This is a genomic window from Streptomyces sp. NPDC056296 (assembly GCF_042268605.1).
Classification (GTDB): Bacteria; Actinomycetota; Actinomycetes; order Streptomycetales; family Streptomycetaceae; genus Streptomyces.
Genome location: NZ_JBHJRX010000006.1, coordinates 196,277 through 202,276 on the forward strand (window position 1 = coordinate 196,277; position 6,000 = coordinate 202,276).

Below are 6,000 nucleotides of genomic sequence, written 5' to 3' on the forward strand. Positions count from 1 at the left end.
CGAGTACGGTCCCGGACTGGTGCTTCGCCGCCAGACTGCCATCACCGGGCCGGTGAAGGGCGGCGATCCACCAAGATATGCATATATCTGTCGCTCAAAGCGGTGAACTCTGCGACGGCAGAGCGTATTTGGGCGGCCCATAAGGAGTAAGGGGGTGGCCGATGCAGCACGGTCCCGTGGTGCGCCGTCGGAAGCTGGGCGCGGAACTGCGCGCCCTGCGCACGTCGGCGGGTATCACCAGCGGCGAGGCGGCCCGGCTGGTGGGCTGGCACCAGTCGAAGGTCAGCCGGATCGAGACCGGGACGAGCGGGGCGAAACCGGCCGACGTGCGGTTACTGCTGGACGCCTACGGCGTGGACGACGACCAGTTGCGGGAGCTGCTGGAGATGCTGGCGGGCTCCGACGACGCGGTCGGCCGGAACCACTGGTGGCACGCCTATCGTGGGGTACTGCCCCCGGCCTACCGCGATTTCATCAGCCTGGAGTCCCAGGCGAGCGCGATGCGCACGCTGGAGACCACGGTGGTCCCCGGGCTGCTGCAGACACCGGAGTACGCCCGCGCGGTGACGCGCGCCGCGGCGGACGGGCTGCCGGAGGAGCGGCTGGACACGCTGGTGGAGGTCCGGCTGGCCCGGCAGGACGTACTGCGGGCGCAGCCGCCGCTGCTGCTGAGCGCGGTTCTGGACGAGGCGGTGCTGCGCCGGGAGGTGGGCGGCCCCGATGTCATGTCCCGTCAGCTGGAGCGACTGGTCGAGGCCGCGCGTCTCCCCCATGTCCGGCTCCAGGTACTGCCGTTTGCCGCCGGGGCGCACATCGGTGTCACCGGCCCTTTCGTAATCTTCTCTTTTTCGAGCACTTCTGATCTGGACGTGGTTGTTCTCGACCACTTGACGAGTAGCCTGCATCTCGAACGGAAAGAAGACCTAGAGGCCTATACCGAGGCCTTCAACGCCCTTCTGATCCATGCCCTTTCGCCCGAGGACTCGTTGGACTTCATCGCCGCGACCGCGGCAGGCGCGTAAGGAGGCACCATGTCAGGCTCACCGTCCGCACTCTGTCGGAACATCCCTGCCGGCACCGATCTGCACGACGTGCGGTGGCTGCGCAGCAGCTACAGCACGGGAGCGAACAACTGCGTGGAGACGGCCCGGCCGTCGGCCGGCCCCTGGGCCGGACTGCTCGCCGTGCGGGACTCCAAGGACCCGGCCGGGCCCGCGCTGCTCTTCTCCCCCGGGAGCTGGGCGATGTTCACGGCCGCCGTCCACCGCGACTGAACCGGTTGGGCGCCGGGCGAGGCACGGCCGTGTCACGCCGACTCATGGTCGCGTTTCGCCGATCACCCGTACAGCGCGTTCGATCTGTTCCCCGGAGAGGTCCGCACGAGCGGTCAGCCTGAGCCGTGAGACGCCGTCGGGTACGGAAGGAGGGCGGAAGCAGCCCACGGACAGGCCGGCCGCACGGCAGTCGGCCGCCCACCGTACGGCCCCCTCCGGGGACGGCGCCCGCACCGAGACGACCGCGGCGTCCGGACGTACCGCCGAAAGCCCGAGGGCGGTCAGGCGTGCGTGCAGTTCCGCCGCCACCTCGCGTGCCCGCGCCGCCCGCTCGGGCTCTCGGCGCAGCAGGGTGAGCGCCGCCAGCGCCGCGCCCGCCGCCGCGGGGGCGAGGCCGGTGTCGAAGATGAACGTCCGGGCCGCGTTGACCAGGTGGTCGATCACCCGGGCGGGGCCGAGCACGGCGCCGCCCTGACTGCCGAGCGACTTGGACAGCGTCACCGTCACGACGACGTCGTCGGCGCCCGCGAGCCCCGCCGCGTGCGGGGCGCCCCGGCCGCCGTCGCCGAGGACCCCGAGGCCGTGGGCGTCGTCGACGACCAGCCCGGCACCGTGCTCCCGGCACACCTCGGCGAGCCCGGCCAGCGGCGCGGCGTCGCCGTCGACCGAGAAGACCGTGTCGGAGACGGTGACGGCGGGCCCGTCGTGCGTCGCCAGTGCCTTGCGCACGGCGTCCGGGTCGGCGTGCGCCACGACCTGGGTCGTCCCGCGCGCGAGTCGGCAGCCGTCGATCAGCGAGGCGTGGTTGCCCGCGTCGGAGACGACGAGGGAGCCGTGCGGCGCCAGCGCGGTGACCGCGGCGAGGTTGGCCGCGTAGCCGGAGGAGAAGACGAGCGCGGCCTCGAATCCGCAGTAGGCGGCCAGTTCGCGTTCGAGCTCGGCGTGGAGTTCGGTCGTGCCGGTCACGAGCCGGGAGCCGGTCGCACCGCCGCCCCAGGTCCGCGCGGCCCGGACCGCCCCCTCGGTGACCTCCGGGTGCCGGGCCAGGCCGAGGTAGTCGTTGCTCGCCAGGTCCAGCAGCGGCGAGTCGGCCGGGCGGGGGCGCAGAATTCGTACGAGCCCGGCCCGGCGGCGCGCCTGGGCCTGCTCGTCGATCCAGCCGAACGCCATGGGTCGGTCCTCCGTCGTTTTGTAGGCAGTGGACAGACATTAGCGGCACGGCAGCCCCCGCGAGGTGTGGCAATACCCACACGGCGATCTGTCAGTGTTGTGCAAACTCTCCTTGGCCCCGGGCGGCCCCTTAGGACAGGATCGGCTCTCATGGACCTGCTGAACACGCTGGTGGACAAGGGGCTTCGGCGCGAGTCGCCGACCCGCGAGGAGGCTCTTGCCGTCCTCGCCACTTCCGACGACGACCTGCTCGATGTGGTGGCCGCGGCCGGCAAGGTGCGCCGCCACTGGTTCGGCCGACGGGTGAAACTCAACTATCTCGTCAACCTCAAGTCGGGCCTGTGTCCCGAGGACTGCTCCTACTGCTCGCAGCGGCTCGGCTCCAAGGCCGAGATCCTCAAGTACACGTGGCTCAAGCCCGACCAGGCCTCGCAGGCCGCCGCCGCGGGCGTGGCCGGGGGCGCCAAGCGGGTGTGCCTGGTGGCCAGCGGACGCGGTCCGACCGACCGGGACGTGGACCGGGTCTCGGACACCATCAAGGCCATCAAAGAGCAGAACGAGGCCGTCGAGGTCTGCGCCTGCCTGGGCCTGCTCTCCGACGGCCAGGCGGAGCGGCTGCGCGATGCGGGCGCCGACGCCTACAACCACAACCTCAACACGTCCGAGGCGACGTACGGGGACATCACCACCACGCACACGTACGCCGACCGGGTGGACACGGTGACCAAGGCGCACGCGGCCGGGCTGTCCGCCTGCTCGGGACTCATCGCGGGCATGGGCGAGAGCGACGAGGACCTGGTCGACGTGGTCTTCTCGCTGCGTGAGCTGGACCCGGACTCGGTGCCGGTCAACTTCCTGATCCCGATGGAGGGCACGCCGCTGGCCAAGGAGTGGCACCTCACCCCGCAGCGGTGCCTGCGCATCCTGGCGATGACGCGGTTCGTCTGCCCGGACGTCGAGGTGCGCATCGCGGGCGGGCGCGAGGTCCACCTGCGCACGATGCAGCCGCTCGCCCTGAACCTGGCCAACTCCATCTTCCTCGGCGACTACCTCACCAGCGAGGGGCAGGCGGGACATGCCGACCTGGAGATGATCGCGGACGCCGGGTTCGAGGTGGAGGGCGCCGGCGAGGTGACCCTGCCGGAGCACCGGGCGGCGGAGCGGGGCGCGTGCGGGTCGCACGCAGGCGGCTCGTGCGGGTCGCACGCGGACGGCGGTGCCTGCGGATCGCACGCCGAGGGCGGGGGCTGCGGGTCGCACGCCGACGGCGGTGTGTGCGGGTCCGTCCCGGCCGAGGCCGGCCGCAGGACCGGCGCGCCCGCCGAACCGGCGGTGGCCGGCGAAGCCCGTACGGACCTGGTCGCCGTACGCCGTCGTGGTGCCGGCACGGACCTCGCGCCCAATGCCTGAGCCCGCGTTGACGGTGGACGAACTGCTGGCGCTCGACCGGCGGCACGTCTGGCATCCGTACGGACCCATGCCGGGCCGGCAGGACCCGCTCGTCGTGGAGTCGGCGAGCGGAGTGCGGCTGCGTCCGGCCGACGGCTCGGGCGAACTCGTCGACGGCATGTCGTCCTGGTGGTCGGCGATCCACGGCTACAACCACCCGGTGCTGAACGAGGCCGCGCGCGACCAGCTGGAGCGGATGAGCCATGTGATGTTCGGCGGGCTCACCCACGAGCCCGCCGTGCGGCTGGCGAAGCTGCTTGTCGACATGACGCCCGAGGGCCTGGAGCACGTCTTCCTCGCCGACTCCGGGTCGGTGTCGGTCGAGGTCGCGGTGAAGATGTGCCTGCAGTACTGGCGCTCGCTGGGCCGCCCCGCCAAGCGCCGCCTGCTGACCTGGCGCGGCGGCTATCACGGCGACACCTGGCAGCCCATGTCGGTGTGCGACCCCGAGGGCGGGATGCACGAGCTGTGGGCGGGCGTCCTGCCGAGCCAGGTCTTCGCGGACGCGCCGCCGGCGGAGTACGAGGAGTCGTACGCGGATCACCTGCGCGCGCTGATCGAGCGGCACGCCGACGAACTGGCCGCGGTGATCGTCGAGCCGGTGGTGCAGGGCGCGGGCGGGATGCGGTTCCACTCCCCCGCGTATCTGCGGGTACTGCGGGAGGCGTGCGACGCACACGGCGTGCTGCTGGTGTTCGACGAGATCGCGACCGGGTTCGGACGTACGGGCGCGTTGTTCGCGGCGGAGCACGCGGCGGTGACGCCGGACGTGATGTGCGTGGGCAAGGCGCTGACCGGCGGCTACCTGACGATGGCGGCCACGCTGTGCACGTCACGGGTGGCCGAGGGCATCTCGCGGGGCGAGGTGCCGGTGCTGGCCCACGGGCCGACGTTCATGGGCAATCCGCTGGCGGCGGCCGTGGCCTGCGCCTCCATCGGGCTGCTCCTCGGCCAGGACTGGCTCGGGGAGGTCAAGCGGATCGAGGCGGGCCTGCGTGACGGGCTGGCGCCCGCCGCCGCGCTGCCGGGCGTGACGGACGTACGCGTCCTCGGGGCGATCGGGGTGGTCCAGCTCGACCACGCCGTCGACATGCGGGCGGCGACGGAGGCGGCCGTGCGCGAGGGCGTGTGGCTGCGGCCGTTCCGCGACCTGATCTACACCATGCCGCCGTACGTCACGGGCGACGTGGACGTGGCACGGATCGCCCGCGCGGTGTGCGCGGCGGCACGGGAGGGATGACATGCCGGTACTGGTGATCACGGGCACGGGCACGGAGATCGGCAAGACGGTCGTGACCGCGGCCGTCGCCGCGGCGGCGCTGGCGGGCGGCCGGTCGGTGGCCGTGCTGAAGGCCGCGCAGACGGGCGTACGGCCGGACGAGCCGGGGGACGCCCAGGAGGTGGCGCGCCTCGCGGGCGCCGTGACGGCCGCCGAAGTGGCCCGGTATCCGGAGCCGTTGGCGCCGGGTACGGCCGCGCGGCGGGCCGGCCGGGCGCCGGTGCACCCCGAGGAGGTGGCGGAGGCCGCGGACAAGCTGGCGACCGAGCACGACCTGGTGCTGGTCGAGGGCGCGGGCGGCCTGCTCGTGCGCTTCGACGCGGCCGGCGGGACGCTGGCGGACGTCGCCGGGCTCCTCGGAGCGCCGGTGCTGCTGGTGGCGTCGGCCGGGCTGGGCACGCTGAACACGACGGAACTGACGGCGCGTGAGCTGCGCTCCCGTGGGCTGGAGCTGCCGGGCGTCGTGATCGGCAGCTGGCCCGGGGCCCCGGACCTCGCCTCGCGCTGCAATCTCGCGGACCTCCCGGACGTCGCCGGCGCTCCCCTGCTCGGCGCCCTGCCCGCCGGCGCGGGCTCCCTCCCGCCGGCCGCCTTCCGGTCGACGGCACCGCATTGGCTGGCGCCCCGGCTGGAGGGCACGTGGGACGCGGACGCGTTCCGGTCCCGGGAGGCGCCCTGACGGGGCCCTTGTAGGTCGGCCACCTCCACCTCCGGAGCACCGCGCCGGCGGCGGCACCGGGGCCCCGGACCGGTTCCGGAGCCGACAGACACGCCCACCGGCGCAGCCGACCTTCACCGGCCGGAGACCCGGGCCCTGGCGGCACCACC

General features: G+C 73.2%; 6 protein-coding genes. 5 read left to right on the forward strand and 1 reads right to left on the reverse strand.

Annotation, left to right across the window (positions count from 1 at the left end):
• Nucleotides 1–161 precede the first annotated feature (161 nt).
• Both ACFCZF_RS06775 and ACFCZF_RS06780 read left to right on the forward strand, forming a co-directional pair.
• Complete coding sequence (locus ACFCZF_RS06775; RefSeq protein WP_376670739.1) at nt 162–1,022, forward strand: helix-turn-helix domain-containing protein; 861 nt, start codon at nt 162–164, stop codon at nt 1,020–1,022.
• A 9-nt stretch (nt 1,023–1,031) separates the two neighbouring features.
• Entirely contained in the window at nt 1,032–1,274 is a 243-nt protein-coding gene (locus tag ACFCZF_RS06780) for a DUF397 domain-containing protein (RefSeq protein ID WP_376670740.1), read from the forward strand.
• Nucleotides 1,275–1,316: 42 nt separating this feature from the next.
• On the opposite strand, the gene ACFCZF_RS06785 is transcribed toward ACFCZF_RS06780, so the two are convergent.
• Nucleotides 1,317–2,444: an 8-amino-7-oxononanoate synthase gene (locus ACFCZF_RS06785; protein WP_376670741.1), complete on the reverse strand. Its 1,128-nt coding sequence runs from the start codon at nt 2,442–2,444 to the stop codon at nt 1,317–1,319.
• Nucleotides 2,445–2,594: 150 nt separating this feature from the next.
• Here ACFCZF_RS06785 and bioB point away from each other — a divergent pair, with 150 nt between their 5' ends.
• From bioB to bioD, 3 genes are read left to right on the forward strand one after another with little or no spacing between them, the layout of a single operon-like run.
• A complete protein-coding gene (gene bioB, locus ACFCZF_RS06790) occupies nt 2,595–3,854 on the forward strand; it encodes a biotin synthase BioB (RefSeq protein ID WP_376670742.1) in 1,260 nt (419 codons plus the stop codon).
• Nucleotides 3,847–5,133, forward strand: coding sequence for an adenosylmethionine--8-amino-7-oxononanoate transaminase (locus ACFCZF_RS06795; protein WP_376670743.1), 1,287 nt, complete (start codon nt 3,847–3,849; stop codon nt 5,131–5,133). Before bioB ends, ACFCZF_RS06795 begins: the two co-directional genes overlap by 8 nt.
• A 1-nt stretch (nt 5,134) precedes the next feature.
• Nucleotides 5,135–5,851: a dethiobiotin synthase gene (bioD, locus tag ACFCZF_RS06800; RefSeq protein ID WP_376670744.1), complete on the forward strand. Its 717-nt coding sequence runs from the start codon at nt 5,135–5,137 to the stop codon at nt 5,849–5,851.
• Nucleotides 5,852–6,000: the final 149 nt, after the last annotated feature.

Coding starts and splice junctions, on each gene's coding strand:
- ACFCZF_RS06795 (WP_376670743.1), top strand. CDS start 3,847: ATGCCTGAGCCCGCGTTGACGGTGGACGAACTGCTGGCGCTCGACCGG.
- bioB (WP_376670742.1), top strand. CDS start 2,595: ATGGACCTGCTGAACACGCTGGTGGACAAGGGGCTTCGGCGCGAGTCG.
- ACFCZF_RS06780 (WP_376670740.1), top strand. CDS start 1,032: ATGTCAGGCTCACCGTCCGCACTCTGTCGGAACATCCCTGCCGGCACC.
- ACFCZF_RS06775 (WP_376670739.1), top strand. CDS start 162: ATGCAGCACGGTCCCGTGGTGCGCCGTCGGAAGCTGGGCGCGGAACTG.
- ACFCZF_RS06785 (WP_376670741.1), bottom strand. CDS start 2,444: ATGGCGTTCGGCTGGATCGACGAGCAGGCCCAGGCGCGCCGCCGGGCC.
- bioD (WP_376670744.1), top strand. CDS start 5,135: ATGCCGGTACTGGTGATCACGGGCACGGGCACGGAGATCGGCAAGACG.